Annotated in this window: 27 protein-coding genes; 18 read left to right on the plus strand and 9 right to left on the minus strand. The window is 66.6% G+C overall.

Going from position 1 to position 26,411, the window contains the following annotated elements; all coding sequences use genetic code 11:
- The first annotated feature begins 10 nt into the window (after nucleotides 1–10).
- From ACJ7C5_RS03710 to map, 8 genes are all read left to right on the plus strand, one after another.
- A complete protein-coding gene (locus ACJ7C5_RS03710) occupies nucleotides 11–1,219 on the plus strand; it encodes a DegT/DnrJ/EryC1/StrS family aminotransferase (RefSeq protein ID WP_412703086.1) in 1,209 nt (402 codons plus the stop codon).
- Nucleotides 1,220–1,386: 167 nt separating this feature from the next.
- A complete protein-coding gene (locus tag ACJ7C5_RS03715; protein WP_412703087.1) occupies nucleotides 1,387–2,103 on the plus strand; it encodes an MtnX-like HAD-IB family phosphatase in 717 nt (238 codons plus the stop codon).
- A gap of 65 nt (nucleotides 2,104–2,168) precedes the next feature.
- Nucleotides 2,169–3,569, plus strand: coding sequence for an aspartate aminotransferase family protein (locus ACJ7C5_RS03720; protein WP_006425764.1), 1,401 nt, complete (start codon nucleotides 2,169–2,171; stop codon nucleotides 3,567–3,569).
- A gap of 28 nt (nucleotides 3,570–3,597) precedes the next feature.
- Nucleotides 3,598–4,662, plus strand: a complete 1,065-nt coding sequence (locus tag ACJ7C5_RS03725; RefSeq protein ID WP_412703088.1) for a GNAT family N-acetyltransferase — start codon at nucleotides 3,598–3,600, stop codon at nucleotides 4,660–4,662.
- A gap of 3 nt (nucleotides 4,663–4,665) precedes the next feature.
- Nucleotides 4,666–5,550 (plus strand): arginase family protein, encoded by an 885-nt coding sequence (locus ACJ7C5_RS03730; RefSeq protein WP_412703089.1) that lies wholly within the window; start codon nucleotides 4,666–4,668, stop codon nucleotides 5,548–5,550.
- 157 nt (nucleotides 5,551–5,707) lie between these two features.
- The gene (locus ACJ7C5_RS03735) at nucleotides 5,708–6,067 is read left to right on the plus strand and encodes a bleomycin resistance protein (protein ID WP_071228487.1); all 360 of its coding nucleotides are present in this window, start codon (nucleotides 5,708–5,710) and stop codon (nucleotides 6,065–6,067) included.
- A 68-nt stretch (nucleotides 6,068–6,135) separates the two neighbouring features.
- Entirely contained in the window at nucleotides 6,136–6,348 is a 213-nt protein-coding gene (locus ACJ7C5_RS03740; protein WP_005415768.1) for a ParD-like family protein, read from the plus strand.
- A gap of 4 nt (nucleotides 6,349–6,352) precedes the next feature.
- Nucleotides 6,353–7,141, plus strand: a complete 789-nt coding sequence (gene map, locus ACJ7C5_RS03745; protein ID WP_412703090.1) for a type I methionyl aminopeptidase — start codon at nucleotides 6,353–6,355, stop codon at nucleotides 7,139–7,141.
- Here map and ACJ7C5_RS03750 read toward each other — a convergent pair.
- A complete protein-coding gene (locus tag ACJ7C5_RS03750; RefSeq protein WP_412703091.1) occupies nucleotides 7,138–7,752 on the minus strand; it encodes a LysE/ArgO family amino acid transporter in 615 nt (204 codons plus the stop codon). The genes map and ACJ7C5_RS03750 overlap by 4 nt on opposite strands.
- 106 nt (nucleotides 7,753–7,858) lie before the next feature.
- Between ACJ7C5_RS03750 and ACJ7C5_RS03755 the strand changes: the two genes are divergently transcribed.
- The 5 genes from ACJ7C5_RS03755 (at nucleotide 7,859) to ACJ7C5_RS03775 (ending at nucleotide 13,533) form a co-directional block, all read left to right on the plus strand.
- The gene (locus ACJ7C5_RS03755) at nucleotides 7,859–8,752 is read left to right on the plus strand and encodes a LysR family transcriptional regulator ArgP (protein WP_071228490.1); all 894 of its coding nucleotides are present in this window, start codon (nucleotides 7,859–7,861) and stop codon (nucleotides 8,750–8,752) included.
- A 105-nt stretch (nucleotides 8,753–8,857) separates the two neighbouring features.
- Entirely contained in the window at nucleotides 8,858–10,231 is a 1,374-nt protein-coding gene (locus tag ACJ7C5_RS03760; RefSeq protein WP_412703092.1) for a TolC family protein, read from the plus strand.
- Entirely contained in the window at nucleotides 10,224–11,237 is a 1,014-nt protein-coding gene (locus tag ACJ7C5_RS03765) for an HlyD family secretion protein (RefSeq protein ID WP_014036426.1), read from the plus strand. The genes ACJ7C5_RS03760 and ACJ7C5_RS03765 overlap by 8 nt, the downstream gene beginning before the upstream one ends.
- The gene (locus ACJ7C5_RS03770; RefSeq protein WP_412703093.1) at nucleotides 11,222–12,409 is read left to right on the plus strand and encodes an ABC transporter permease; all 1,188 of its coding nucleotides are present in this window, start codon (nucleotides 11,222–11,224) and stop codon (nucleotides 12,407–12,409) included. The genes ACJ7C5_RS03765 and ACJ7C5_RS03770 overlap by 16 nt, the downstream gene beginning before the upstream one ends.
- Nucleotides 12,406–13,533: an ABC transporter permease gene (locus ACJ7C5_RS03775; RefSeq protein ID WP_197585011.1), complete on the plus strand. Its 1,128-nt coding sequence runs from the start codon at nucleotides 12,406–12,408 to the stop codon at nucleotides 13,531–13,533. Before ACJ7C5_RS03770 ends, ACJ7C5_RS03775 begins: the two co-directional genes overlap by 4 nt.
- Nucleotides 13,534–13,652: 119 nt before the next feature.
- On the opposite strand, the gene ACJ7C5_RS03780 is transcribed toward ACJ7C5_RS03775, so the two are convergent.
- The 5 genes from ACJ7C5_RS03780 to ACJ7C5_RS03800 form a co-directional block, all read right to left on the minus strand.
- Nucleotides 13,653–14,015, minus strand: a complete 363-nt coding sequence (locus ACJ7C5_RS03780; protein ID WP_012510448.1) for a glycine zipper 2TM domain-containing protein — start codon at nucleotides 14,013–14,015, stop codon at nucleotides 13,653–13,655.
- Nucleotides 14,016–14,187: 172 nt separating this feature from the next.
- Nucleotides 14,188–16,410 carry a methyl-accepting chemotaxis protein gene (locus ACJ7C5_RS03785; RefSeq protein ID WP_412703094.1) on the minus strand — a complete coding sequence of 741 codons (2,223 nt, stop codon included), beginning with the start codon at nucleotides 16,408–16,410 and terminating at the stop codon, nucleotides 14,188–14,190.
- 191 nt (nucleotides 16,411–16,601) lie between these two features.
- Complete coding sequence (locus ACJ7C5_RS03790) at nucleotides 16,602–17,165, minus strand: hypothetical protein (RefSeq protein ID WP_412703095.1); 564 nt, start codon at nucleotides 17,163–17,165, stop codon at nucleotides 16,602–16,604.
- Nucleotides 17,162–17,335: a hypothetical protein gene (locus tag ACJ7C5_RS03795; protein WP_412703096.1), complete on the minus strand. Its 174-nt coding sequence runs from the start codon at nucleotides 17,333–17,335 to the stop codon at nucleotides 17,162–17,164. The genes ACJ7C5_RS03790 and ACJ7C5_RS03795 overlap by 4 nt, the downstream gene beginning before the upstream one ends.
- Nucleotides 17,332–17,607, minus strand: coding sequence for a DUF596 domain-containing protein (locus ACJ7C5_RS03800; protein ID WP_412703097.1), 276 nt, complete (start codon nucleotides 17,605–17,607; stop codon nucleotides 17,332–17,334). Before ACJ7C5_RS03800 ends, ACJ7C5_RS03795 begins: the two co-directional genes overlap by 4 nt.
- Nucleotides 17,608–17,915: 308 nt before the next feature.
- Here ACJ7C5_RS03800 and ACJ7C5_RS03805 point away from each other — a divergent pair, with 308 nt between their 5' ends.
- The 4 genes from ACJ7C5_RS03805 to ACJ7C5_RS03820 all read left to right on the plus strand — a co-directional run bounded on the left by ACJ7C5_RS03805 (nucleotide 17,916) and on the right by ACJ7C5_RS03820 (nucleotide 23,575).
- On the plus strand, nucleotides 17,916–18,308 hold the full coding sequence (locus ACJ7C5_RS03805; RefSeq protein WP_094000260.1) for a barstar family protein: 393 nt from the start codon (nucleotides 17,916–17,918) through the stop codon (nucleotides 18,306–18,308).
- Nucleotides 18,309–18,433: 125 nt separating this feature from the next.
- Entirely contained in the window at nucleotides 18,434–21,025 is a 2,592-nt protein-coding gene (gene mutS, locus ACJ7C5_RS03810; protein ID WP_412703098.1) for a DNA mismatch repair protein MutS, read from the plus strand.
- A 327-nt stretch (nucleotides 21,026–21,352) separates the two neighbouring features.
- The gene (locus ACJ7C5_RS03815; protein WP_217899746.1) at nucleotides 21,353–22,864 is read left to right on the plus strand and encodes a catalase; all 1,512 of its coding nucleotides are present in this window, start codon (nucleotides 21,353–21,355) and stop codon (nucleotides 22,862–22,864) included.
- Nucleotides 22,865–22,972: 108 nt separating this feature from the next.
- Complete coding sequence (locus tag ACJ7C5_RS03820) at nucleotides 22,973–23,575, plus strand: DUF937 domain-containing protein (protein WP_412703099.1); 603 nt, start codon at nucleotides 22,973–22,975, stop codon at nucleotides 23,573–23,575.
- 38 nt (nucleotides 23,576–23,613) lie between these two features.
- Here ACJ7C5_RS03820 and ACJ7C5_RS03825 read toward each other — a convergent pair whose 3' ends face one another.
- Nucleotides 23,614–24,021 (minus strand): RNA-binding S4 domain-containing protein, encoded by a 408-nt coding sequence (locus tag ACJ7C5_RS03825; RefSeq protein ID WP_004149153.1) that lies wholly within the window; start codon nucleotides 24,019–24,021, stop codon nucleotides 23,614–23,616.
- Nucleotides 24,022–24,030: 9 nt separating this feature from the next.
- Nucleotides 24,031–24,270, minus strand: a complete 240-nt coding sequence (locus ACJ7C5_RS03830) for a hypothetical protein (RefSeq protein WP_094000263.1) — start codon at nucleotides 24,268–24,270, stop codon at nucleotides 24,031–24,033.
- A gap of 62 nt (nucleotides 24,271–24,332) precedes the next feature.
- Here ACJ7C5_RS03830 and ACJ7C5_RS03835 point away from each other — a divergent pair, with 62 nt between their 5' ends.
- Nucleotides 24,333–25,805 carry an MATE family efflux transporter gene (locus tag ACJ7C5_RS03835; RefSeq protein WP_412703100.1) on the plus strand — a complete coding sequence of 491 codons (1,473 nt, stop codon included), beginning with the start codon at nucleotides 24,333–24,335 and terminating at the stop codon, nucleotides 25,803–25,805.
- A 188-nt stretch (nucleotides 25,806–25,993) separates the two neighbouring features.
- Here the strand turns inward: ACJ7C5_RS03835 and ACJ7C5_RS03840 are convergent, their stop codons facing one another.
- On the minus strand, nucleotides 25,994–26,404 hold the full coding sequence (locus ACJ7C5_RS03840; protein WP_088025182.1) for a DUF1801 domain-containing protein: 411 nt from the start codon (nucleotides 26,402–26,404) through the stop codon (nucleotides 25,994–25,996).
- Between the last annotated feature and the right edge of the window lie 7 nt (nucleotides 26,405–26,411).

A 26,411-nucleotide genomic window follows, 5' to 3' on the forward strand; every position in this document is an offset into this window, starting at 1 on the left:
GCGGGCTGCGATGAGCCTGTTCGCGCGCGAACTGCCACCGACGGCGGGCCTGCCGATGCAGGCCAGCGATTTCCTTCCCGGCGGCGGCGACCTGCGCGACATCCTGGCCAGCCAGCTCGGCACACCGCCGCTGCAGCTGACCTGTTCCGGTACGCACGCTCTGCTGATCGCGCTGCGTACGCTGCGCAAGCGTGCACCAAAGCGCGACACCGTGATCATGCCGGCCTACACCTGTCCGCTGGTGCCGATCGCGGTGCACAGCCTGGGCCTGCGCGTGCAGCTGTGCGATACCCGGCACGACCATTTCGACTTCGACCCCGGCCAGCTCAGGCGTCTGGCCGATGCACGCACGCTGGCGATCCTGCCCACCCATCTTGGCGGTCGCATCGCCGACGTCGAGCTGGCCTGCGAGGTCGCGCGCGGCGCCGGTGCCTGGGTGATCGAAGATGCCGCACAGGCACTCGGTGCACGCGTTGGCAATAACAGTGTCGGCTTGCGCGGCGATATCGGATTCTTCAGCCTGGCCGCCGGCAAGGGGCTGAGCCTGCACGAAGGCGGCCTGCTGGTCAGCCGCGATGACGAACTGCGTGCCGCGCTGGCCGAACATGCGGCCGAGCAGGTCCGTTTCAGCCTGCGCTGGGAGCTGCTGCGCAGCGTGCAGCTGCTCGGGCTCGCAGCCTGCTATCGGCCCTCGCTGCTGTCGCTGGTGTACGGCAATCCACTGCGCAGTGCACTGCAACGCGGCGATCTGGAAGAAGCGGTCGGCGATGTTTTCCCGCTGGACATCCCGCAGCACCGGGTCAGCCACTGGCGGCAGAACATCGGCGCCCATGCTGCACGGCGCCTGCCCGCCTTCCTGCAGGCCGGACGCCTGCGTGCATTGCAGCTGCGCGTGCAGCTGGCACAGCTGCCAGCGGTGGAGGTGGTCGATGGCCTGGCCGGTACCGGCGGCACCTGGCCGATGCTGATGCTGCTGCTGCCCAGCCAACGGGCCCGCGACGCCGTGCTGAAAGACCTGTGGCCACGCGGTCTCGGTGCCAGCCGCATGTTCATCCATGCCCTGCCCGACTACGCCTACCTGCGTGGCATCGTGCCGCAGGACGACATGCCCAACGCGCGCGACTTCGCCGCACGCATGCTGACCCTCGGCAACAGCGCCTGGCAGACCCGTGAAGAGACCGCAGAGATTCTGCAGGCATTGGCTGATGCACAACGCTGAAAGCGGGTATTCCCGGGCGATCCGCCCATTCACAAAGATCATTCCTGAACGCTTTCCCCGCCCGGAAATGAAGGCTTTCAACAGGAAAGGAACGAGAAAGGCTGCCTGCCTACATTGAGCCTGCCCCGGCACCGTGCCGGACGCCTTTCTCATCGACGGACCTGCCCATGCACTGGAGCATCCTGTGTGACTTCGACGGCACCATCAGCCTCGAAGATGTCATCGACTCGCTGCTGGAGAAGTACGGCCAGCCGGGCTGGCAGGAACTGGAAGACCAGTGGAAGTCGGGAAGGATCGGCTCGCGTGAATGCATGCAGGGCCAGGTGCGGCTGCTGAAGCTGGACCCGGCCACGCTTGACGCACACCTGGACCAGGTAAAGATCGATCCGGGCTTCGCCGCCTTTGTCAGCCGCGCCGAACAACTGGGCGTGCCGCTGCGCATCGTCAGTGACGGCCTGGACTATGCGATCCACCGTATCCTCGCCAACCATGGCCTGCCGCCGCTGCCGGTGGTGGCCAACCACCTGCGCTGGTGCGAAGACCACTGGGAACTGGAGTCGCCCTACCAAGCCGAAGGTTGCCGCAGCGGCACCTGCAAGTGCACCTGCGCTGCGCAGGCACGTGCCAACGAAGCACCGCGCGTGCTGATGATCGGCGACGGCAGTTCGGATTTCTGCGTGTCCGAAGATGCCGACTTCGTGTTTGCCAAGCGTCGCCTGATCACGCATTGCACCCATGCCGGCATCGAACATGCCGCGATCGATACCTTCCACGATGCCATCGCGCTGTTGCCGCGCCTGCTCGATGGCAGCCTGCTGCAGCCACGTCGCGTCGACGCCAGCCCGCAGCCCACTGCACTGCCCCTGCTGCTGGCCACCGCCTGAGCACTCCCTTTCAGTCCCGCTCCCCCGTTGCCCCCTTTCGAACGTCCTTCACGGAACCGAACTGCATGAACATTTTTGACAAGAACGCCGACGCCGCTGCCTCCGACGCGCAGCTGCTGGCCGACGAAGCCCGCTACAGCTCCTTCGGCGATACCGTCCACTACGTCGACCCGCCGAAGATCTTCCAGCGCGGCGAAGGCAGCTACATGTTCGACGGTGCGGGCGTGCCCTACCTCGACCTGCAGATGTGGTACTCGGCCTGCAACTTCGGCTACAGCAACAAGCGCCTGAACGACGCGCTGAAGGACCAGATCGACACCCTGCCGCAGGTCGCCAGCCAGTACCTGCACCCGACCCGCGTGCAGCTGGCCAAGACCATTGCCGTGGACATGCACGAGAAGTTCGGCCTCGACGGCCGCGTGCACTTCAACGTCGGCGGCGCGCAGGCCATCGAGGACTCGCTGAAGATCGTGCGCAACGCGCGCGGCGGCAAGAGCCTGATGTTCGCCTTCGAAGGCGGCTACCACGGCCGCACCCTGGGTGCGTCGTCGATCACCTCCAGCTACCGCTACCGCCGCCGCTACGGCCACTTCGGCGAGCGCGCGATGTTCATTCCGTTCCCGTACCCCTTCCGTCGCCCGAAGGGCATGACCCCGGACGAGTACTCCGACCACTGCGTGTGGCAGTTCGAGCGCCTGTTCGAAAGCGAGTACAACGGCGTGTGGGATCCCAAGGTCGGCCAGGCCGAGTACGCCGCGTTCTACGTCGAGCCGATCCAGGGCACCGGCGGCTACGTCATCCCGCCGCGCAACTTCTTCACCGGCCTCAAGCGCGTGCTGGACAAGTACGGCATCCTGATGGTGGTCGATGAAATCCAGATGGGCTTCTGGCGCACCGGCAAGCTGTGGTCGATCGAGCACTTCGGCGTGACCCCGGACGTGCTGGTGTTCGGCAAGGCGCTGACCAACGGCCTGAACCCGCTGTCGGGCCTGTGGGCGCGCGAAGAGCTGATCAACCCGACCGTGTTCCCGCCGGGCTCCACCCACTCCACCTTCAACTCCAACCCGCTGGGCACCCGCCTGGGCCTGGAAGTGCTGAAGCTGGGCAAGGAAATGGATTACGAGCGCACCGTGCCGGAAAAGGGCGCGTACTTCCTCGACGGCCTGCGTGGCCTGCAGAAGCGCCACCCGGAAATCGGCGACGTCGACGGCCTGGGCCTGGCCCTGCGTGCGGAAATCTGCCAGACCGACGGCTACACCCCGAACAAGGAGCTGCTGGACCGCATGGTCGACATCGGCCTAGCCGGTGACCTGCTGCACGACGGCAAGCGCATGGGCCTCGTGCTCGACGTGGGTGGCTGGTACAAGAACGTGATCACCTTCGCGCCGTCGCTGGACATCAGCTACGAAGAGATCGACCTGGCGATCACCCTGCTCGACCAGGCGCTGACCAAGGCCAAGGGCTGAGGTCGATGCGCTGCCGGTTCCCGTGCCGATGGAGATGACGTCACGCGCGTCCAGCACTGCGCTGGAACCGGCCGCGCTGCTGGAGGGCTTCCTGGCCCACCCGCCGCTCGGATTCGAGGCAGGCCGCCTGCCCAGCGGCCTGCCGACCTTCCGTGCGCCGCTGGACCTGACCACCACGATGGATGACGACCTGCGCGGCAAGCTGCTTGGCCTGCCGCTGTCGCGCCTGTGGCGGCCCTGGATCACCTGGAAAACCCGCTTCGTCGGTGCCACCAGCACCGAGTACACCCCGCTGCCCGCGCACGTCGCACCAGAGGCATTGGCCGAGGACGTGACGCGTCACGCGATCGGCGATACGCGCCTACTGGTGGTCAAGGACCTGGCCATCGATTCGCCGCTGCTGGACGACGCCGCCAACGCACACAGCGGTGCCTTCCTGCAGGCATTGCTGGCACGCGGCTTCGTCGAACTGGAAGGCATGCCGCTGGCCTGGGTGGCCATCGATTTCGATTCGCTCGACGGCTATCTCGGCCGCCTGTCGTCCTCGCGCCGCAAGAACATCCGGCGCAAGCTGCGCTCGCGGGATGACCTGCAGATCGACTGCATCGCCACCGGTGATCCGGCCCTGGCCGACCCGCAGCTGCAGGCCGAACTGTATGCGCTGTACCTGGGCGTGTACGCGCAGAGCGCGGTGCATTTCGACCAGCTCGACCTGCCCTATTTCCAGCACCTGCTGGCCGACAGCCAGGGCCAGGGACGGATGTTCCTGTACCACCACCAGGGCCAGCTGATCGGCTGGAACCTGTGCTACGTGCATGCCGGCAAGCTGGTGGACAAGTACATCGGCCTGGCCTATCCGCAGTCGCGCGAGCACAACCTGTACGCGGTCAGCTGGATGCACAACCTCGAGTACGCGCTGCAGCACGGCCTGAGCCACTACGTGGCCGGCTGGACCGATTCGCGGATCAAGGCCGAACTGGGCGCCAGGTTCACCTCCACCCGGCACGCGATCCATGCACGCTCCCCACTGCTGCGCGCCGCCCTGCGCAGGCTGGCCCCGTACCTGCAGGGCGAAGCTGATGGAGGCGGTTGAACGATGCCGTTGCGCTCCCCGTTGATCCTGGACCTGGACGGTGGCGTGCTGCCGCTGCCCCAGGCGCAGACCCTGGCCCTGCCGCAATGGCACGATCCACTGCGCTTCGCCTGCAGCAATGCCACCCTCGACCGTTTCGCCGCCGAAGTGCTGGCCCCGCTGCCGGCCCAGCTCGGCACGGTGATGCTCGGCAGCGGCGATTTCCATCATCTCAGCCTGCCTCTGCTGCGTCGCATGCGCGTGCAGGCGCCGTTCCAGCTGGTGGTGCTGGACAACCATCCGGACAACATGCGTTTCCCGTTCGGCATGCACTGCGGTTCATGGGTGAACGCGGCCAGCAAGCTGCCGCAGATCTCGCACATCCATGTGCTCGGCATCACCTCCAGCGACATCGGCCTTGGCCACGCCTGGGAAAACCACTGGCGCCCGCTGATGGGCGGGCGGTTGACGTACTGGTGCATGGACGTGGACGTGGGCTGGGGCCACCGCCTCGGCATGGGCCGTGCATTCCGACGCTTCGAGCACCCGGAGGCACTGGTGGCCGCGTTCGCCGCCGAGCAGGCCAAGTCACCGCAACCCACCTACCTGTCGATCGACAAGGACGTGTTCGCAGAGGACGTCGCCCGAAGCAACTGGGACCAGGGCCGCTTCCAGCTGGAACACGCGCTGGTGGTGATCGAAGCGCTGCGCGCCGGCGGCCTGGTCGGCAGTGACATCACCGGCGAAGTGTCGCTGGCCAATTACCAGAGCCGCTTCAAGCGCTGGCTGTCCTCGCTGGATGGCCAGCCCGACATCAGCGCCGACAATCTGCCGGTCTGGCAGGCACGGCACCAGCAGGTGAACCGCGAACTGCTGGCGGCGATGGCTTCGGTGCCGATGGCCGGTTGACCGCTGGCCGGCAATGCCAACCAAGGTTGGCAACTACCAGACCCAGGCAGCGTCGGTAGTGCCGGCCGCTGGCCGGCAACCTCATTGTTCCCGGGCTCACGAGGATGCCGGTCAGCGGCCGGCACTACACTGGACGTCTACCCCAGGAGCCACCGCCATGCCCCAGACCGTCATCCCGCAACTGCGCATGCGCCATGCCGACACCACCCTGCCGTTCTACGTGCAGGGGCTGGGCTTCGTGGTCGACTGGGAACATCGCTTCGAACCCGGTTTCCCGCTGTTCGCCCAGCTCACCCGTGACGGCCAGACGATCTTCCTCACCGAACACAGCGGCGACTGCGAAGTCGGCGGCGCGGTGTACTTCATCGTCGAGGATGTCGACGCCCTGCACCGCGCCTTCAGTGCCGCAGGTGTCCCCATCGAACAGCCGCCGCATGACACCGAATGGGGCAGCCGCGAGATGCTGCTCCGCGACCCCGACGGCAACCGCCTGCGCTTCGCCACCGACGCCAGCTGAACCGGGCGGGCTTGAGCTGGATATACGAAACATATACGCTTCGTATATCCACTCCTCCAGGACCGCCCATGGGCATCGTCAACATCGATGACACCCTGCACGACCAGCTGCGTCGTGCCTGCACCGTCTCCAGCCGCTCGATCAACGCCCAGGCCAACTTCTGGATCCGGGTCGGCATGCTGTGCGAGATGAACCCCACGCTGAGCTTCCAGGACATCGTCGCCAGCGAACTGCGGGCAGCCGGCGTGCAGCCGCCGCTGCTGGCACCGGGACAGGTCTGAGCCGATGGCGATCATCAAGCGCCCCGATGAGATCGCGCTGATGGCCGAATCGGGCCGCCTGCTGGCGCAGGTGTTCGCCGCACTCGACCAGCTGCCGCTGCAGGGCCGCAGCACGATGGAGATCAACGATTTCGTCGAACGCATGATCGTCGATGAACTGCAGGCGAGGCCTGCCAGCAAGGGCCAGTACGGCTTCCCGTACGTGCTCAATACCTCGATCGACAACGTGATCTGCCACGGCGTTCCCAGCACCACCGACGTGCTGCGCAACGGCCAGATCGTCAACCTCGACATCACCCTGGAGAAGAACGGCTACATCGCCGACTCCAGCACCACCTACCTGGTGGGCGAGGTCGACTACGCCGCGCGCAGGCTGGTGCAGACCGCCTACCAGGCGATGTGGAAAGGCATCGCTGCGGTCCGCCCCGGCGCGCGCCTGGGTGACATCGGCCACGCCATCGCCCGCCACGCGCGCAGCCACGGCTACAGCGTGGTGAAGGAGTACTGCGGCCACGGCATCGGCCAGGAGATGCACGAGGAACCGCAGATCCTGCACTACGGCCATCCCAACACCGGCATGGCGCTGGAAGAAGGCATGGTGTTCACCATCGAGCCGATGCTCAACCAGGGCAAGCCGGCCATCCGCCAACAGCCGGACGAATGGCCGGTGTACACCCGCGACGGCAAGCTGTCGGCGCAGTTCGAACACACCGTGGCGGTCACGCGCACTGGCGTGCGCGTACTGACCCTGCGCCCCGGCGAGACGCCGTTGTGCGCGGTGGATGCGGCCTAGAGCGGACGCAACAGCAGCAGCGTGGCGAGGCAGAACATGAAGACCGCCACGCCTGCGTCCAGCACACGCCAGGCACCCGGCCTGCGGAACACCGGCTGCAACAGGCGCGCGCCATAGCCCAGCGTGCAGAACCAGGCCACGCTGGCCGCGCACGCACCGGCGGCGAAGGCCCAGCGCAGTTCGCCCGGGTAACGCGTGGACAGGCTGCCCAACAGCACCACGGTATCCAGATAGACATGCGGGTTGAGCAGGGTGAAGGCCAGGCAGGTCAGCAGTACCTGCCGTCCGCTGCCGCCCTGCGCCTCGGCAGCGGCCAGCGCACTGCCACCACGCCATGCGCGCAGCCCCGCCTGCAGGCCATACCAGAGCAGGAAGGCCGCGCCACCGAAGCGCAACACCTGCAGCAGTAGCGGCCACTGCAGCACCAGCGCGCCCATGCCGCCAACGCCGGCCAGGATCAGCGCTATGTCCGCGCCGGCGCAGGCCAGCACTACCCTCCCCACATGGCGCTGCTGCAGTCCCTGGCGCAGCACAAAGGCGTTCTGCGCACCGATGGCGATGATCAGGCCGGCACCTGCGAACAGGCCGGCGGCGGTAGCGGCGATCCACATCAGGACAGACCAGGCAGCGAGGGGACGCGCAGGGTGCGGCCGCCGCCCCTGTTTAGACAAACTGATTTTTCTTTATCCTGTGCAGGAAAACTGAAGAGGCACCGGCATGGATCTGGTACATCCGCAACTGGCCGCGTTTGCTGCGGTGCTGGAAGAAGGCAGCTTCGAGGCCGCAGCACGCCGCCTGTCGATCAGCCCGTCGGCCCTGTCGCAACGGATCAAGGCGCTGGAGGACAGGCTCGGCCAGGTACTGGTGGTACGTCAGGCACCGTGCCGCCCCACCGCCGCAGGCGAAGCGCTGCTGCGCCGGGTCCGGCCGATGCAGGCGCTGGAGGCCGAGGCATTGGCCGAACTGCTGCCCGAACGCGGCAGCGATGCCGCACGCACGCCGATCCCGCTGGCGGTCAACGACGACTCGCTCGATACCTGGTTCGTGCCGGCCATCGCCGACCTGCACCAGCGCCATGGCTACCTGTTCGACCTGCGCATGGACGACCAGGACCATACCCTGCAGCTGCTGCGCGATGGCAGCGTGCTCGGCGCAGTCACTGCCGAAAGCCAGCCGGTGAAGGGTTGCAATGTGCACCCGCTCGGCGCGATGCGCTACCACGCCATCGCCTCGCCCGGCTTCGCCCGCCAGTACTTCAGCGATGGCATGCAGGCCGCGGCCCTGGCGCGCGCGCCGATGCTGGTGTTCAACCGCAAGGATGAACTGCAGTGGCGCTTCGTGCGGCGCCTGACCCGCGCGCGACTGCAGCCGCCGCTACACTACCTGCCCTCCTCCACCGGTTTCGTCGAAGCCGCCGCGTGCGGACTCGGCTGGGGCATGGCCCCGGAAACCCTGGTCGCGCCCGCCGTGCGCGCCGGCCGCGTGGTGGTACTGGAACCCCGCCGCTGGCTCGATGTGCCGTTGTACTGGCAGCATGCCGCCGTACGCTCAAGCACGCTGCAGCACATCACCCAGGCGCTGCGCACTGCGGCCAGCGGCACCCTTCGTTGAGGACAAACCGATGACCGCAGACCCGGGCTTCACGCCGCGCGCACTACCGTTTGCGCACTTCTTCACCATTGGGACGGCATGGGCGTGATCGGCCGACGTACAAGGATGCACGGCGCGAAGGCCGCGCTGGCGCTGGCAGCCTGCCTGCCACTGGCTGCAGCGGCGCAGAGCCTCACCGATGCACCCGCATTGGACTGGGAACAGGCACGGCAGCGGCTGGAGCAGGTCTCCGACGCACTGGCCGCCTCCGATGCCGCCGTACGCAACAAGCAGGACCTGCAGGAAGCCACGCGCCTGCTGCGCCTGCCGGAGATCACCGGCGAGGTACGCCGCCTGCAGTTCCAGAAGACCCTCACCCTGCCGCTGGGCTCGCTGGCGCCGGTGGCCGAGGCCTTTGGCATCGACTCGCCCCTGTCGTTCACCGAACGCGACTGGCGTACCCGCCCGGTGGTGACCGCGGTGCTGCCGCTGTACACCGGCGGTGTGATTCCGGCCGCGCAACGTGCGGCCAGCGCCGCGCACGAACAGGCCAGTGCCGAGCGCGAAGCACAACGCCAATCGCTGACCGTGCAGCTGGCCCAGGCCTATTTCGGCCAGCGCCTGGCCGAGCAGGCGGTGGATGTGCGCCGCGACGTACGCGATGGCCTCAACCGCCACCTGTCCGACGCCGAGAAGCTGGAACGCGAGGGCTTCGCCACCCGCGCGCAGCGCCTGCAGGCCACCGTGGCCCGTGACAAGGCCGAGCGCGAATACCAGAAGACGGTGAACGACCTGGCCACGCTGAAGGCCGCGCTGGCCACGCTGCTGCGCAGTGGTGGCGAGGTACAGCCGGTGTCGCCGCTGTTCGTGCAGCGCGTACCACTGGAACCGGTGGCCAGTTTCGAGCGCACCGCGCAGGCACGCCAGCCGCAGATCGCACGCCTGCGGGCGATGGTGGCGCAGGCCGAACAGGGCGTGCGCGTGCAGCAGGCCAAGCTGAAGCCGCAGATCTTCGCCTTCGGCCAGTACGACTTCCGCCGCCGCGATGAGATGCTGACCGATCCGGACTGGGCGTTCGGCATCGGCCTGAAGTACACCTTCCTGTCGCCGAACTCGCGGCCGACGCAGATCAGCGCCGCGCGTGCGCAGCAGGACCAGGCCGAAGCGGGCCTGCGCGAGGCCGAGAACCAGGTCGCGCTGGGCGTGCGCAAGGCCTGGAACGAGCTGGAAACCGCGCGCCAGCAGTACGTGCTGCTCGACAGCAGCATCGCCCAGGCACAGGAAAACTTGCGCCTGCAGGAGCTGGCGTTCCGCGAAGGCCAGGCGACTTCGCTGGATGTGATCGACGCGCGGCTCGGCCTGGGCGGCGCCCGTGTCGAGCGCGCACAGGCCGCCTACCAATACGATATTGCGCTGGCACAGTTGCTGGAGGTCAGTGGACAGATGGACCGTTTCGAAGAGTTCCGGCGGCGTGCGGACGAGGTGATCGACCATGAGTGATGTGCTGCACGACGATGCGACGACGCCCCCGGGCAAGCGCCGGTTGGGACCGATCCTGATAGTGGTGCTGCTGGTCGTGGTGGTGCTGGGCCTGTGGCTGGCCTGGCGCAGCCCCGCCGACCAGATCCAGGGCATGGCCGATGCGGACACCATCAACGTGGCCGCCAAGATCACCGCGCGCGTGGCCGAGCTGAAGGTGCGCGAGGGTGACCGCGTGCAGCCCGGGCAGGTGCTGTTCCTGCTCGACAGCCCGGAAGTGGCCGCCAAGGAACAGCAGGCGCACGGTGCATTGGCCGCCGCACAGGCGGTGGCCGACAAGGCCGACGAAGGCGCGCGCAGCGAAGACATCCGCGCCGCTGAAGCGAACTGGAAGCGGGCCGAAGCCGGTGCGACGCTGGCCGAAGCCACCTACCAGCGCGTGCAGAACCTGTTCAACGAAGGGGTGATGACCCGGCAGAAGCGCGATGAAGCGCATGCCCAGGCCACCAGTTCGCGCGAACTGGCACGTGCCGCCCGCGCGCAGTACGACATGGCGTTGGCCGGCGCACGCGAGCAGGACAAGCGTGCCGCGCAGGGCCAGGTGCAGCAGGCGCAGGGCGCAGTGGCCGAAGTCAACGCCGCGCGTGTCGAAGTGGAAGGGCGCGCGCCAGTGGCCGGCGAGATCAACAAGCGCATGGCCGACCCGGGCGAACTGGTGCCGGCCGGCTACCCGGTGTTTACCCTGGTCGACATCGACCGCATGTGGGTGGCGATGAACCTGCGCGAATCGCAGATGCAGGGCCTGAAGGTCGGCAGCAAACTGCAGGGCAGCGTGCCGGCACTCGGACTGGACGGCGAATTCGAGGTCTACTTCATCAACCCGGCCGGCGACTATGCAACCTGGCGTACCACCCGCCAGTCGTCCGGCTACGACGTCCGCAGCTTCGAGGTGCGGGTGCGCCCGGTACGCCGCATCGAGGGCTTCCGCCCCGGCATGAGCGTGCTGTTCGCATGGCCCCAGCACTGAGCCCTGGCCGCGGCGGCTTCGCCGCCAGCTGGCGGCGCGAACTGTGGTCGCTGCGCGGCAACCGCGCCGATCTGCTGCTGGTCACCCTGCTGCCGCTGCTGATGCTGGTGGTGATGGCCTGGATGTTCACGCCCTCGGTGATGCGCGACATCCCGATCGCCGTGGTCGACCTCGACCACAGCAGTGACAGCCGCCTGCTGCTTCGCATGCTCGACGCCAGCCCCGGCGTGCGCGTCGCCAGCCAGCCGGTGGACCTGGAAGACGCACGTTCGCAGCTGCGCAGCCTGGACGTGTTCGCCATCGTGCTGGTGCCGCGCGACGTTACCCGACAGGCGCTGCGCGGGCGCCAGGGCACGGTGTTCGCCTATTACAACGCCACCTACATGACCACCGGCCAGTCCGCGGCGCGCGACATCGGCGACGCGGTCTCGGCCTGGAACGCACGCCTGCTGCGCGAGCGCATCGGACTGCAGGTCGGCCCGGGCAAACTGCGTGCGGCACCGATCGCAGTGCAGTCGGACATCCTGTACAACCCTGCGCGCAGCTACGAGCTGTTCCTGCTGCCGCTGATCTTCCCGGCGGTGCTGTCGCTGGTACTGGCGCTTGCCGTGGCCGGCAGCCTGGGCCGCGAGATCCGCGACGGCACCCTGCGCACCTGGCTGGGCCGCACGCCGTGGTCTGCGATCGCCGGCAAGGTCGCACCATACATCCTGCTGTTCTCGCTGTATGGCGCACTCGGCATCGGCTACCTCGCCTGGCTGCGCGGCGATGGCGTGGCGGGCAGCGTGCTCCTGCTGCTGCTCGCACAACCCTTGTTCTATCTGGCTACCGCCGCCTACGCGCTGTTCTTCGTCGGCGTCACCCGCGACATGGGCACCGCACTGTCCGCGGTCGGCCTCAGCATCGGCACCGCGCTGGCGTTCTCCAGCGCGACCTTCCCGGTGCTGGACGGCCCGTTGTTCACCCGCATCTGGCACCAGCTGCTGCCGCTCAGCGCCTACATCAAGCTGCAGACCCAGCAGCAGTTCATCGGTTCGCCGCTGCTGGTTTCGGTGTGGCCGCTGGCGACATTGCTGCTGATGTCGGTGGTCGCCGGTGGTATCGGCGGCCTGCGCCTGATTGCCTTCGCGCGCACGCCCGAAGCCGCACAACCGGCAGGAGCCGATGCATGAGCGCACTGTGGCGCAGCCTGCGGCAGACCCTGATGGCCGTGCTGTGCGACCGCTACGCTATCGTGGTGATGGTCGGCGCGGTGATCCTGTATTCGTTCTTCTACCCGGCCGCATACCGTCACCAGGTGGCCGGCAACCTGCCGGTGCTGGTGGTGGATGAAGACCACAGCGCGACCAGCCGCGAGCTGCTGCGCAAGCTCGATGCACTCCGTGTTGCGCGCGTGGTCGGGCAACCGGCGGACATCGACAGTGCCCGCCGGCAGCTGGAAGCCGGCCACGCCGAAGGCATCGTGCTGATCCCGGCCAACCTGGAACGCGACATCCTGCGCGGCCACCCGGCCAAGCTGGTGCTGCTAGGCAACGGCGCCTACCTGGGCCGTGCCAGCTGGGTGCTGGGCAGCGTGGCCGATGCACTGGGCGCATTCGGGCGTGAGGCGGTGGTCGGCCAGGCCGCCTTCATGGGCGCGCCGCAGGCACCACCGGTCACTCTGGTGCAGCGCCCGCTGTACAACACCCAGGAAGGCTATGGCAGCGCCATCGTGCCCGGCGTGGCCGAGCTGATCGTGCACCAGACGCTGCTGATGGGCATCGGCGTCCTGCTCGGCGGCCGCCGCCTCGCACTCGGCCGGCGCCTGCGCTTCGACCTGCCGACTTTGGCGGGCATGGCATTGGGCTTCGGCCTGATCGGACTGTTCGGCCTGTTCTACTACGCCGGTTTCACCGCCTGGGTGCAGGACTATCCGCGCGGCGGCAACCCGCTGGGCCAGCTGCTGGGCGGCACCCTGTTCATCGCCGCCACGGTGGCGTTCGGCCTGTTCGTCGGCAGCTTCTTCCGCACCCGCGAGCGTGCTTTCCAGTACATCATCGCCACCTCGATCCCGCTGTTCTTCCTGGCCAACCTGTCGTGGCCGGCGGTGATGACGCCGCAACCGCTGGTCTGGCTGGCGCAGCTGCTGCCGACCACCTCGGGCATCAACCTGATGGTGCGCCTGAACCAGATGGATGCCAGCCTGGCCGAAGTCAGCCATGAACTGATCACCCTCAGCGCCCTGCTGCTGCTCTACGGTGCCCTCGCCGCCTGGCGCCTCCTCGCAAAAAAGGGGACGGAGGGGATTAAGTCGTAAGCAGCCGCTTTGGGGGATTGCGACTTAATACCCTCCGTCCCCTTTTCCCATAACAACGAACGCCGGCGTGGGGCCGGCGTCCGAGTACTGCAGTGTGGAAGGGGTAACGGGTCGAGCAATCAGCGGTAGACGCGCTCGCAGCGGCGTTCGACCACGCGATCACCATTCTTCTGCTGGCTGTTGCCCTGGATCTGTCGGCCCGCCGCACCACCGGCAACAGCACCGGCCACGGTAGCGAGCTTCTTGCCGTTGCCGCCGCCGACCTGGTTGCCGAGCAGGCCACCGATCACTGCGCCGGTAGCGGTACCCGTGATACGGTTCGGATCGCGCGAGTTGCGCTGCACTTCCACGTTCTTGCAGACCACGCGGCTGCCGTCGTTGAACTTGCGTCCCTCATCGCGCGGCCCATAGGTCTGCGCTCCGGCCACCGACGAAGCCGCCAGCAGGGTGCCCAGCACAAGCAATCGGGTCGAGGTCTTCATGGCCATCTCCTGAGTTCCGGTATGGCCCAAGTGTCCTCTGGCGGTTGGCAACCGGAAGTGAAATGTGCGTGTCCGCCACTTCATCGGCCATCGCGCGTTCAGGAAGAAAATCCGCGCCCATCGCGACCAGCCGTCGCGATGGGCGCCGTCTCCCTGCCGGCGTGCTGCCTTGCTAGAACTCTTCCCAGCCCCCGGCGTTGGCCGCCAGTGTCGGTTCGATGCGGGGTGAAAGCGCAGCGGGCCGACGCACCGGGGTGACCGTCGCAGCTACCGCTGCCAATGCAGGGCGGACCACCGCCGCTGCCGTCGCCGCACCCGTGCGGAACACCGAAACCGCCTCGGCCAGCAGGTTGGCCTGCTCTTCCATCGAGCGTGCCGCCGCACTGGCCTCTTCCACCAGCGCCGCATTCTGCTGCGTGGTCTCGTCCATCTGCACCACCGCCTGGTTCACCTGTTCGATACCCGAGCTCTGCTCCTGCGATGCGGCGGAGATATCGGCCATGATGTCGGTCACGCGCTGCACCGAGGCTACGATCTCGCCCATCGTGGTGCCCGCCTGGCGGACCAGCGCCGAGCCGTCGGCAACCTTGCCGACCGAATCCTCGATCAGGCCCTTGATCTCCTTGGCCGCGCCTGCCGAGCGTTGCGCCAGCGTACGCACTTCGCTGGCCACCACTGCAAAGCCCCTGCCCTGCTCGCCAGCACGCGCAGCTTCCACCGCGGCGTTCAACGCCAGGATGTTGGTCTGGAAGGCGATCCCATCGATGACCGAGATGATCTCGGCGATCTTCTTCGACGAGGCCTCGATGGCCGACATCGTGGTGACCACCTGGCCGACCACCTCACCGCCCTGCGAGGCGACACCATGCGCACCGATGGCGAGCTGGTTGGCTTGTCGCGCATGCTCGGCGTTCTGCTTCACCGTGGACGTCAGTTCCTCCATCGACGCGGCGGTTTCTTCCAGGTTTGCCGCCTGCTGTTCAGTACGCCGCGACAGGTCAGTGTTGCCCGAGGCAATCTCGCCTGCGGCCAGGTTGATGCTGGACGCGCTGGACTGGATTCGGCCGACAATCTGCTTGAGCTGATCGACGGTGGCGTTGCAGTCATCGCGCATGCGGGCGAACACGCCGTGGAAGTCCCCCTGCATGCGTACGGTGAGGTCACCGCGCGAGATCGCCTGCAGCAGGGTCGAGACCTGCACCAGGTTCTCGTCGGTGGTCTGCATCAGGCGATTGAGCCCGGCCACCATGTCGCGGAAATCATAGGCGAAGCGGTCTTCATCGCCGCGCAGGCTGAAATCGCCCGCCGCCGCTGCCGTCGCCAGCCGGCGGATCTCGCTGTTGATCGCCGACAGGCTGGACTTGGTTTCGTCCATCGCCTGGGTGATCGCCGCCTTCTCGCCGGGCAGCGGGTCCATGTCCACCGACAGATCGCCACGTGCGTAGTGCTTCATCACCTCGATCAGCCGGTTCTGTACCAGCACGTGCGATCCAACCAGCGCATTGGTCTCATGCACCATGCGCCCGTAGTCGCCGGGGAACGCGCTCTCGTCCATGCGGTAGCTGAGGCTGCCCGCATCGTGCTGGCGCGCCAGCTCACCCTGCGCCGCCATCACCGCCTGCAGCTGTGCCTGCATGCGCTGCATCGACCGGAGCAACTGGGTGACCTCATCATTGCCGGAGGCGTCGATGCTGCTGTCCAGCCGCCCGTTGGCGATGCCATCGGCCAGCTTCACCGCACCTTCCAGCGGACGAGTCAGGCTGCGGGTGATGGCCCACGCCGCCAGTGAACCCAGTATCAGGCTCATCACGCCGAACACGATCGACAACGTGCCGGTCCAGGATTCGGTCGATCGGTACTCTTCCCGACTACGTGCAGTCAGCGCTTCCTGATGCCGCAGCAATGTCGAGATGGCCTCGTTCCACGCGGTTGCCAGCCCGTGCTCGGCGAGCAGTTCCTTGGCCGCACCATCGAAATCACCCGCCTTCATGCGCTCGTGCAGATGCTGGGTGGAGGCATCGGTCGCCTTGCGTGCCGCGTCGATTTTCGCAACCAGGGCATCGCCGGTGGCGTCACGCGGAATCTTGATGTATTTGGCCCAGATACCATCGTAGGTCTGCGACAGCTCCTGCGCCTTCTGATAATCCTTGTCGAAATCCTCGCCACGCTTGATCACCATCAGACGCCGATGCATCAACACCGCATTGTTGGTATCCAGCATGTCGTTCAACAGCCGCATCTTCACCATGTTGACGTCCACCACTTTCTCGAACTGGGCGGACTTCAGGTGATTTCCATACAGCACCAGGCCGACGATGGCCACGATGAACAGCAGCAGCAAACCAAACCCGGCACCCAGCCGGGATCCCACTCGGAGGTTGCGTAATGCGAGCATCTCAATTCCCTTGATCATGGCCGTACGATCGGTTGCGGCGCAGGCAAGGGAAACTTTATAGGCCACTATTATTCTATCGATCCAAAACAATGAAACTGTGCAGACAGGCGTGAAATCGAACCGAGCCAGAAAGCGCTATACCCGAATGAAATATCGATTTCCTTCACACACGGACCAACATCACGCCGCCATCACGGATTTGGACGCAACCAGAGCTTTTCACTTCCAGCAGTGATACGCCCCGCTGGAGTCGGATTTCCACCATCGGCGGATCGGCCTTTCTGCTGAAGTTTCAGCTGAACCTCCTTCAGTGTCGGGAAAGCCTGAGCAACTTTCCCACCCGCCAACTCGAAGCCATCGTTACAGCAATACAACCTGTTGCCGTCAGCCAGGATGGATACAAGACGTTTCAACAAACATTCGTCCAGTTCACTACCACCCTCGTCCAATTCCAGAACAACGAGCGTCTGCTGGGCGGCATCCACAGGTGGGCGATATTCGGTTTCGCCCAGGTGCTCCACGAGTGCGTGGGCTCGAAGAATCTCTATCCTGATGAAGGGCTCGATCATTCCCGCCCACTCATCGCTGCCGATCTCCCACTTGTTGACCTTCAGATCGAGAAAGCTGCTGTTGTTGAGATCCTCATCGCCCTGAAAGTAGGAGACGGGAACGTCGCCCCATGCTGCACGGATCCACACGTCGCGCTGTGGCAATACGACCGGGAAGTGCAAAGCGATCGCGTACTTCCGGCTCATTGCCAGCCCCCGTACACCATTGAGCGGCTGCGCCAAGCAGCCTGATGGCAGATTCCCCTCAGGATGCCCGCACCGTCCGGCATGGCCCCTTCGCGCGAAATCACGATCAAGTGCGCCAGTGCGATCGAATGGGCACCCTGCGGTCTGGAAGCGCCCATCAGGAGTTTCATGTCCATGCTTCTCCTTCAGGCGACATCCAGACCAGTCCAAACGGCGCATCTGAAAGGAACCAGATTCCCTCCTCATCGAGATCCGCCTGGTCTCTTCTGGCTGGCCACGCGCGGCGCAGAACGTCCAGCTGCTCCGCGGTCCTCCCCACGGCGAAGACACCATTGGAGGCAAGCTTCAGCCTGCCTTCCATCATCAATATCTCCAGCATCGAGAAGAAATCCTCCGTCTGCTGCTCGAAGGTCATGCCACGCCCTTCCAGTTCCATATTCATGTTTCTCCAAAGTACCCCCATGGAGTACCCGTAGGAGTAGCGGAGCGTATTGCGGGCGGCGTCAGACATCATCTGGAATGCATCTCCATGGCGGTGTGGCCTGCAATCGCCGGGGGCCCAACGTGCGGCTGGTGCGATGGAACGCATCATTCCTGAGGTTCAATGCACTCCCCCTGGGACCGGCGTGACTCCTGGTGCAGGCGCCAAACACAGCCATACGGCGCGCAGTATGGGTTGCCCGGATGTGCTCCGCAAAGCGCGCGCCACCGGACCCTCATCCGCGCCCGGAACAACGCTACAGTCCGTACATGACCATCACCCTGCAGATCGAAGGGAGCGCCATCGATGACATTGCCAGCCTGTACGCGGAGATCAACCGCGTGTTCATGGCCGGCGAGGACTGGCAGCTCGGACCGAGCCTGGATGCGCTGGACGACCTGTTGCATGGCGGCTATGGCGCGTTGGCCGGCCATCCGCAGGCCACACTGATCTGGCGCGATATCGCCCACAGCCGCGCGGCCCTGGGCGTGGAGACCACCCGCCAATGGCTGCAGGCCAAGCTGGACACACCGGGCAGCTTCAATACGCAGGCCATTGCCCGCCAACTGGAGGCGCTGCAACGGGGCGAAGGCCCGACCTACTTCGAGATCGTCATGGAGATCTTCGGCGGCCACCGGCAGATCACCCTGGTCCCGGCCTGACCCCGTTGCTGTGCCGTACACCAGTGGCGGCAGCCCTGCGCCCCAGCAGTTACCATGGACGGCCCTGCACCAGCTCCGCTGCCGCCGCCCTCCGGCGCGGCCGGACGCCCTGATCCACGAGTCCCATGTCCAAAGACAAGTCCGCCGAACACACCCCGCTGATGAAGCAGTTCTTCGCAGCCAAGTCCGACTATCCGGACCTGCTGCTGTTCTTCCGCATGGGCGACTTCTACGAGCTGTTCTACGACGACGCGCGCAAGGCCGCGCGCCTGCTCGACATCACCCTGACCCAGCGTGGCAGCTCCGGCGGCGCACCGATTCCGATGGCCGGCGTGCCGGTGCATGCCTACGAAGGCTACCTGGCACGGCTGGTGGCGCTGGGCGAATCGGTGGCGATCTGCGAGCAGATCGGCGACCCGGCGCTGGCCAAGGGCCTGGTCGAACGCAAGGTGGTGCGCATCGTCACCCCCGGCACGATCACCGACGAAGCGCTGCTGGACGAGCGCCGCGACACCCTGCTGATGGCGCTCTCGCGCAGCAAGCAGGGCTACGGCCTGGCCTGGGCCGACCTGGCCGGTGGCCGCTTCCTGGTCAATGAAGTTGAAACCGACGACGCGCTGGAAGCCGAACTGGCCCGTCTGGAGCCGGCCGAGCTGCTGGTGCCCGACGAAGAGAACTGGCCCGACTTCCTGCGCCAGCGCACCGGCGTGCGCCGCCGTGCGCCGTGGCTGTTCGACGCCGACAGCGGCCGCCGTCAGCTGCTGAACTTCTTCAAGCTGCATGACCTGAGCGGCTTCGGCATCGATGACAAACCGCGCGCCACCGCTGCCGCCGGCGCCCTGCTCGGCTATGTCGAGGAAACCCAGAAGCAGCGGCTGCCGCACCTGACCTCGATCGCGATGGAAACCGCTGGCGAGGCGATCGCGATGAATGCTGCCACCCGCCGCCACCTGGAACTGGATACGCGTGTTGACGGCGATACCCGCAACACACTTCTGGGCGTGCTCGACAGCACCGTCACGCCGATGGGCGGCCGCCTGCTGCGGCGCTGGCTGCACCGCCCGCTGCGCCTGCGCGAGGTGCTGGTGCAGCGCCACCACGCGGTGGAAACCCTGATCGATCGCGGCAGCGACGCCGACATCCGCGAACAGTTCCGCCGCCTCGGTGACCTGGAACGCATTCTCACCCGTGTCGCGCTGCGTTCGGCGCGGCCACGCGATTTCTCCACCCTGCGCGATGGCCTGGGCCTGCTGCCAGCCGTGCGCGAGGTGCTCGCGCCGCTGGATTCGCCGCGCCTGCAGGCCCTGCATACCGCGCTGGGCGAACACGATGAGTGCGCGCAGCTGCTGGCCAGCGCCATCGCCGAAATGCCGCCGCTGAAGCTGAGCGATGGCGGCGTGCTGGCCGATGGCTTCGATGAAGAGCTGGACGAGCTGCGCCGCCTGTCCACCCATGCCGACCAGTTCCTGGTCGACCTGGAACTGCGCGAGCGTGAGAGCAGCGGCATTCCCACCCTGAAGGTGGGCTACAACCGCGTACACGGCTACTACATCGAGATCAGCAAGGGCCAGTCCGACCGCGCGCCGGTGCACTACACCCGCCGCCAGACGCTGACCAATGCCGAGCGCTACATCACCGAAGAACTGAAGGCGTTCGAGGACAAGGTGCTGTCCGCGCGCGACCGTTCGCTGTCGCGCGAGAAGTACCTGTACGAGCAACTGCTGGATACCCTCGGCGCGCAGCTGGAACCGCTGAAGCAGTGTGCCGCTGCACTGAGCGAACTGGATGTGCTGGCGGCCTTCGCCGAACGCGCGCAGGCGCTGGACTGGGCGCGTCCGGAGCTGCAGGCCGAGCCCTGCCTGAAGATCGAGCGTGGCCGCCATCCGGTGGTCGAGGCGGTACGCGAGCAGCCGTTCGAACCCAATGATCTGGACCTGCATCCGGACCGTCGCATGCTGGTCATCACCGGCCCGAACATGGGTGGTAAGTCGACCTACATGCGGCAGAACGCGCTGATCGTGCTGCTGGCCCACATCGGAAGCTTCGTGCCGGCCAGCCGTGCGCTGATCGGCCCGATCGACCGCATCCTCACCCGCATCGGCGCCGGTGACGACCTCGCCCGCGGGCAGTCGACCTTCATGGTCGAGATGGCCGAGACCAGCTACATCCTGCATCACGCCACCGCGCATTCACTGGTGCTGATGGATGAGATCGGCCGCGGCACGTCCACCTACGATGGCCTCGCGCTGGCCGACGCAGTGGCCCGCCACCTGGCCTACCAGAACCGCTGCTACACGCTGTTCGCCACCCACTACTTCGAGCTGACCGCGCTGGCCGACGAGCAGCACGAGGGCGGCCGCAGCGGCATCGCCAACGTGCATCTGGATGCCGTCGAGCACGGTGAAGCGCTGGTGTTCATGCACGCAGTGAAGGACGGCCCTGCCAACCGCAGCTTCGGCCTGCAGGTGGCGGCACTGGCCGGCCTGCCGCGCGCCACCGTGGCACAGGCACGGCGTCGCCTGGCCGAGCTGGAACAGCGCGGTGGTGAAAGCCATGCCGCCGAGTTGGCGCCGCAGGCGTTGGACGCACCGCAGCAGTTCGGCCTGTTCGCGGCACCGTCGAGCAAGGCGCAGGACGCGCTGGCGGCGATCGACCCGGACGAACTGACGCCGAAGCAGGCACTGGAAGCCCTGTACCGGTTGAAGGCACTGTTGTAGCCGCAGCGCACGCCCATGGCCTCCCGCTCGCCTTGCGGGAGGCCTGTTGAAAGATTGTGCAAATCCGATTCTGCGTTTCAATTGACAGAATCTATCAACCTGAATGGATCATTCGATTATTCATTTCATCTGGCCATAGCTAAAGTCGAGTGAAGATGTTTCTCCCACGTCTTCACCGCCACCAGGAGCCAGCCGATGAGCCAGTCCGACAACAACAACGCCAAGTGCCCGTATCACAGCGCACCGTCGCCCGAGGAAGGCGCCCAGCAGCAGCGCGAGCTGAGCACCACGCCGAAGCAGAAGCACGGCGATGATCCGGTCACGCCGATGACCACGGCCTTCGGCGCACCGGTGGTGGACAACCAGAACAGCAAGACCGCCGGCCCGCGTGGCCCGCTGCTGATGGAAGACGTCTGGCTGCTGGAAAAGCTGGCCAACCTCAACCGCGAGATCATTCCCGAGCGCCGCATGCATGCCAAGGGCTCGGGCGCGTTCGGCACCTTCACCGTCACCCACGACATCAGCAAGTACACCCGCGCCAAGCTGTTCGAGAAAGTCGGCAAGCAGACCGAGATGTTCGCCCGCTTCACCACGGTGGCCGGCGAGCGTGGCGCCGCCGACGCCGAGCGCGACATCCGCGGCTTCGCGCTGAAGTTCTACACCGAAGAGGGCAACTGGGACCTGGTCGGCAACAACACGCCGGTGTTCTTCCTGCGCGACCCACGCAAGTTCGCCGACCTCAACAAGGCGGTCAAGCGCGACCCGCATACCAACCTGCGCAGCGCGCGCAACAACTGGGACTTCTGGACCCTGCTGCCCGAAGCCCTGCTGCAGGTGACCGTGGTGATGAGCGACCGCGGCATTCCGCGCAGCTTCCGCCACATGCACGGTTTCGGCTCGCACACCTACAGCTTCACCAACGCCGACAGCGAGCGCTTCTGGGTGAAGTTCCACTTCGTCAGCCAGCAGGGCATCGAATCGCTGACCGACGCGCAGGCGCAGATCCTGGTCGGCCATGACCGCGAAAGCCACGGCCGCGACCTGTTCGCCGCGATCGAGAAGGGCGACTTCCCGAAGTGGAAGCTGTTCATCCAGGTCATGCCGGAGCTGGACGCGGAAACCTACCGCGTGCATCCGTTCGACCTGACCAAGGTGTGGCCGAAGAGCGACTACCCGCTGATCGAAGTGGGCCAGTTCGAACTGAACCGCAACCCGGTCAACTGGTACCAGGACGTGGAGCAGTCGGCGTTCGCGCCGAGCAACCTGGTGCCGGGCATCGGCCCGTCGCCGGACAAGATGCTGCAGGCGCGCCTGTTCGCCTATTCCGATGCGCAGCGCTACCGCCTGGGCGTGAACCACCACCAGATTCCGGTGAACGCAGCGCGCTGCCCGGTGCACAGCAACCACCGCGATGGTGCGATGCGCGTGGACGGCAACTACGGCGGGCTGCCGCACTACGAGCCGAACAGCTACGGCCAGTGGCAGGAGCAGCCGGAGTACCGCGAGCCGCCGATGAAGATCCGCGGCGACGCCGACTTCTGGAACTTCCGCGAGGACGACGCCGACTACTTCAGCCAGCCCGGTGCGCTGTTCCGCAGCTACAACCAGGCACAGAAGGACCGCCTGTTCGCCAACACCGCCCGTGCCCTGGGCGATGCGCCGGACTTCATCAAGCAGCGCCACATCGACAACTGCAGCAAGGCCGACCCGGCCTACGGTGCCGGCATTGCCGCGGCGCTGAAGGCGCTGGCCAGCCAGCCGTCGGATCCGTTCAAGCCAGCGCAGCCGGAAGCGGACTTCCCCACCGCGACCCCGGGCGCCGAAGACATCGAGCTCTGATCGCCCTGCCCCGTGTACGGCACGCCGCCTCCCCGTGAGGCGGCGTCGCCGTTTTAACGGTCCGCGTCGTACCTTCTGCACGCCCAACCCCAATCAAGGATTCCGCAGATGAGCCTGACCGACGAACTTCTCGCCAAATTGCAGGGCGCCCCGCTGCAGCAGGTGTCGCAGCAGCTCGGCATCAGCGATACCCAGGCTTCCGGCGCGATCAGTGCCGCGCTGCCGGTGCTGATGGGCGCGCTGGGCAACAACGCCTCGCAGCCGCAGGGCGCGCAGGCCCTGCTCGGCGCCTTGCAGAGCAACCACAGTGGCCTGGACCTGGGCAGCGTGCTCGGCTCGGTGCTGGGCGGCGGTGGCAGCAGTGCCGCCAGCGACGGCGCCGGCATCCTCGGCCACATCTTCGGCGGCAGCCAGCAGAAGGTGGAGACTGGGCTGGCCCAGGCCACCCAGCTCGACAGCGGCCGCACCAGCCAGCTGCTGCAGATTCTTGCCCCGATCGTGATGGCCTTCCTGGCCCAGCGCCTGGGCGGCGGCCAGGCCGATGCCGGCTCGCTCAGCCAGGCCCTGGGCCAGGAGAAGCAGCAGGTGCAGCAACAGGGCGGTCTTGCCGGTGGCCTGCTCGGCAGCCTGCTGGACCAGGACGGTGACGGCCAGCTCGGTGTGGGCGATCTGCTGAAGATCGGCGGCAGCCTGCTGGGCGGCAAGCGCTGAGGTTTGCGGGCGCCGGACCCGGTCCGGCGCCCTGTTGCTTACAACGCGTCGATATCGCCCAGCGCGCGGATCAACCGCCGTGCGCGCTTGTCCGGTTTGTGCTCCGGCGGCTGGAACCCATCGCGTGCGGCGATGCGCAGTGCACGCTGCTCGGCACGGCGTGCCTTCGAGGCCTCGCTCTCGGCATACAGCTGCTGTGCCGTTGGCGCCGGCCCGCGCTGGTCGCTCAGGCCCAGCACCTGGATCTCGAAATGCTCCTCGCCACGATCCACCTGCAGCTGCTCACCCACGCGCACCGCGCGCGAGGACTTCGGGCGCTGCCCGGCCACGCTGACCTTGCCGGTCTCGATGGCCTGCTTGGCCAGGCTGCGGGTCTTGAAGAAGCGGGCCGCCCACAACCAGATGTCCAGGCGGACACTGGGCGACAACGGGGAAAGCTCAGGCATCGGTACGGACTACTCCGGTGGCTTGTTCAGAGGGCGCGGATGGTCGGGGTCGGTACGGCAGCCGCTGCCCCCGATCAACGTAGGTACACCAGCGGACAGGTCCTGGCGCTGGCTGCCAACCAGGCACTCGGGGCGGTCGGTCGGCCGCACCTGGGTATCGCCCAGCCGGTCACCTGTCGAACATGCGGCCAGTGCGGCGCCGATCAAGGCCAACGCCAAGCTCCATTTCACCTGCAGTCGTTGATGCATTGCCACATCCTGCAAACCGGCTTGGTGCTAGTGTGCGCCTCCCGGGATTCGATCACCACTCCATGGCCAAAGCGCCGCTTGACCTGACCTCCGGCCCGATCGGCCGCAATCTTCTGCTGTTTTCACTGCCGATCCTGGCAGGCAACATCGCGCAGTCGCTGAACGGTTCGGTGAATGCGGTCTGGGTCGGGCGCTTCCTCGGCGAGGCGGCACTGACCGCCACCGCGAACGCCAACAACATCATGTTCTTCCTGATCGGCTCGGTGTTCGGCTTCGGCATGGCCTCGACCATCCTGATCGGCCAGGCGATCGGCGCGCGCGACATCGCGCAGGCACGGCGCGTGGTCGGCACCAGTGCCACCTTCTTCATCGGCCTGTCGGTGATCATCGCCATCGCCGGCTGGTTCATGGCCCATCCGCTGCTGGCGGCGATGGGCACGCCGGCCGCCTCGCTGCCATTGGCCGAGGCCTACCTGCAGATCATCTTCCTGGCGATGCCCACGCTGTACGCGTTCGCCTTCCTTACCGCCGCACTGCGCGGTGCCGGTGACTCGCGCACGCCGTTCCGCTTCCTGATGGTGTCGGTGGCGCTGGACATCGTGCTGAACCCGGTCCTGATCTTCGGCATGGGGCCGTTCCCCGCGCTGGGTATCGCCGGCTCGGCCTGGGCCACGCTGGTCGCGCAGACGCTGTCGCTGGCCGGCCTGCTGCTGTACATGCGGCACAAGCGCCACACCCTGTGGCTGGGCCGCGCCGACATGCGCCTGTTCAAGCTCGACATGACCATCCTCAAGGCGCTGGTGGTCAAAGGCGTGCCGATGGGCCTGCAGATGGTGCTGATCTCGCTGTCGGTGATCCTGCTGATGACCATGGTCAACCAGTACGGCACCGACACCGGCGCCGGTTACGGCGCTGCCCTGCAGCTGTGGAACTACCTGCAGATGCCTGCGATGGCGATCGGCGCGGCGTGCTCGTCGATGGCCGCGCAGAACGTCGGGGCGCAGCGTTGGGACCGCGTGCGTGGCACCGCGCGCCAGGGCGTGCTGTTCAATTTCCTGCTGACCGGCGCGCTGATCCTGCCGCTGGTGCTGTTCGATCGCCAGCTGCTGGCCCTGTTCCTGCCACCGGCCAGCCAGGCGCTGGACATCGCCCGCCACCTCAACCACGTGGTGATCGGCTCGTTCCTGTTCTTCGGCGTCAGCTTCGTGATCTCCGGCGTGGTGCGCTCCACCGGCGCGGTGATTCCGCCATTGCTGATCCTGGCCGGCTCACTGTGGGGCGTGCGCGTACCATTCGCCGAACTGCTGCAGCCGTACTGGGGCGCCGACGCGATCTGGTGGAGCTTCCCGGTCAGCTCGCTGGTGTCGATGCTGCTGTCGCTGGCGTATTACCGCTGGGGCGGCTGGCGCAAGGCGAAGATGATCGGCAAGCCCTCGCACGCCGAAGAGCTGGCTACGCCTTCGGAGATTCCCGCCTGCCCGCCCTCGCCGGTGGCCGACCCGGATGCCGCGCTGGAGTCAGCCCCGCCAAGGTGAGGTGGGTGCGGACCGTTGGTCCGCACAGGCCGTTGAATGTGGTAGGTGCGGACCGTTGGTCCGCACAGGCCGTTGAATGTGGTAGGTGCGGACCGTTGGTCCGCACAGGCCGTTGAATGTGGTAGGTGCGGACCGTTGGTCCGCACAGGCCTGTCAGCCGAGCATGGGCTCGGCTCTACAGAAGACGGTCAGCGCTTCTTCTTCTTCGCAGCGTTGAACGCCGCCGCCGCGCGCAGCAGCGCCTTCAATGCAGCGGCATTGGGCATCGCGCCCTCATGGATGTCGATCGCGCGCCGCATGTTGCCCTCCAGGCTGGCGTTGAACAGACCCTTCGGGTCCGCCAGCGCCGCACCGTTGGCGAAGGTCAGTTTCACCGCCTGCTTGTAGGTTTCGCCGGTGCACAGGATGCCGTTGTGCTCCCACACCGGTGTACCGCGCCACTTCCAGGTTTCCTGCACGTCCGGCAGCGCTTCATGGATCAACGCACGCACGCGTGCCAGCACTTCGCCACGCCAGTCGCCCAGCTCGGCGATGCGTGCATCGATCAGTTCAGCGGCCGGCGTTCCGGCATCGGCAGGGTTCGGTGCGTGCGTGGCCATCAGCGGC

The organism is Nocardiopsis yanglingensis (genome assembly GCF_045809185.1).
GTDB lineage: Bacteria > Pseudomonadota > Gammaproteobacteria > Xanthomonadales > Xanthomonadaceae > Stenotrophomonas > Stenotrophomonas yanglingensis.